2 protein-coding genes are annotated in these 2100 nt (G+C 43.8%); one reads left to right on the forward strand and one right to left on the reverse strand.

Going from position 1 to position 2100, the window contains the following annotated elements; translation table 11 throughout:
• The first annotated feature begins 336 nt into the window (after positions 1-336).
• Positions 337-1710: an aspartate kinase gene (locus VN105_RS04780; protein ID WP_325638454.1), complete on the forward strand. Its 1374-nt coding sequence runs from the start codon at positions 337-339 to the stop codon at positions 1708-1710.
• Between the two features lie 58 nt (positions 1711-1768).
• On the opposite strand, the gene VN105_RS04785 is transcribed toward VN105_RS04780, so the two are convergent.
• Positions 1769-2100, reverse strand: a 332-nt coding sequence (locus VN105_RS04785) for an FAD-dependent oxidoreductase (protein WP_325638456.1), incomplete at its 5' end; no start/stop codon positions are given.

The following is a 2100-nucleotide window of genomic DNA, read 5'->3' on the forward strand; positions in this document are numbered from 1 at the left end:
AATATTAGCGGGAGAAGGAGACTTATCAGCACATAAGGCCGACCTGCATTTTGCGCAGGAGTTCCACTTTGCGAAAAGCAGTTAACGTTCCGCAAAACTCAGCAGTAAAATAACAAAGAGCGTCCCAGGAATAATTGAGGTGCCTCTTATTTTATGGGCATAGAAAAATTCATGATGTTTTTACATATATTGTCCGACTTTTGTTGATAGTTTCTGCATACGCAGTGTATAAATTAGCGATTACATTGCCGATGCCTTAGGGGAACAGGCACTGAAATGAGAGGAGCCTAGTTCTCAACCCTTTTATCACATTTATAAATTATATAGCTTCGCAGCATGCTAACAGTGGAAAAAATCGGCGGCACGTCCATGAGTGCACTAAAAGAGGTAATCGACAATGTTATTTATTACGGTCGTTCTGGTGATCGGCTATATAATCGTGTTTTCATTGTTTCTGCTTTTTCCGGCGTTACAAACCTGTTGCTGGAAAATAAGAAAACAAAAGCTCCTGGTGCGTATCATCAGTTTGCAACGGGAAACGACTACCATAAAGCCCTGGAATCTGTAAGGCTTCACCTTAAACAGCTGAATGCTCATTACGCACCGCTTGGGCTGGATGTGGCCCATGCGGACGAAGTGACGGATGGTATTATTAACCGGGTGCTTACCTACCTCGATAGTGCCAACACGATGCTGGCCTCCGGCTACCTCAATGAGGGTATTCTGCAGGCTGTCAGGGAAATACTGGCCTCAGTGGGCGAAAGCCACTCGGCTTTTGTACTGACAAGCATTCTGCGGAACAAGGGACTTAACACTGCATTGGCAGACCTGAGCGGCCTGAATGATGGACGCTCACTGACGATTGATGAACGCATTAAAGAGGCATTTGCAACCATCGATCTTAAAAACTGCCTGTGCATTGCAACAGGGTATGTAAAGGGAACAGAAGGGATCATGAGAGAATTTGACCGGGGGTATTCCGAGATCACTTTCAGCAGGATATCTGAACTGCTCCAGCCTGAAGAAGCTATTATCCATAAAGAATATCATCTTTCCACCGCCGATCCGGCGTTGGTAGGTATAGAAAATGTAAAACCTGTTGGTTATACCAACTATGATATCGCCGACCAACTGGCCGATGTAGGAATGGAAGCTATTCATCCTAAAGCCGCAAAACCGCTGGAGATAGCAGGTATCAATCTTCGTATCAAAAACACCTTTGAACCGGAACATCCGGGTACGCTGATCACTAAAAATTATGTGTCCGAACATAAGAGGGTGGAGGTTATTACTGGTTCGGACCAGCAACTGCTTATTGATATCTATGACCCGCTAATGGTAGGCGCAGTGGGAAGCGATCTGGATATCATGCGGGTATTTTCCCGTTATGATATCAGTTATATCTTTAAGGCAACCAGTGCCAACAGCATTAGTATCGTCATTTGGGAAAATGATCTGAATCAGCAGTTATTGAACGACCTGAAAGGAAAATATGAACATGTAACTGTTGAACCTGTTGCCATGGTATGCCTGCTGGGCTCTAATATGGATCAGCCGGGATTATTAGCCAAAGCTACTGCAGCAATGGCCCAGGCTGATATTAATATTTTAAGCGTTGGCGTAGCTTTAAGAAGGGTGAACTTCCAGTTTGTTATTACCCGGGAACATTTCAGGGCGGCTATCGTTGCGCTAAATAAAGCAGTTGGATAACAGGAGGGGGTAATAAGCTTAATGGTAAATTTTGCTGCGATAAACCCGATTGTCAACATCAGGATTTGTCGTTATTAATCCAATGCTGTTCATCCCGTTTAATTATCACGCCATCTTCTTTTAAAATTTCCTGCAATCGCTTTACATCTGTTTCCTGTACGGGCTTTTTATTTTTTGCTGCCATAGCTGCGGCAACACCTGCAGCCTGACCAAGCTGCATCCAGGTAACTTCAACCCTGATAGAACAAAAACCAACATGGGAAGCAGACGCACAAACAGGTACCAGTAAATTAGAACATTCATTTTGTTTGGGAGTGATAATACGATACGAAAGTTCATACGGCTGTTCAACTTTTACCCAGATACGCCCTTCATTAATATATTGTGTTG

Origin of the sequence: Chitinophaga sp. (assembly GCF_035564935.1) — a bacterium.
Classification (GTDB): domain Bacteria; phylum Bacteroidota; class Bacteroidia; order Chitinophagales; family Chitinophagaceae; genus Chitinophaga.

Excerpts from the sequence above, each read along its gene's own strand:
- VN105_RS04780 (WP_325638454.1), top strand. The coding sequence starts at position 337 with ATGCTAACAGTGGAAAAAATCGGCGGCACGTCCATGAGTGCACTAAAA.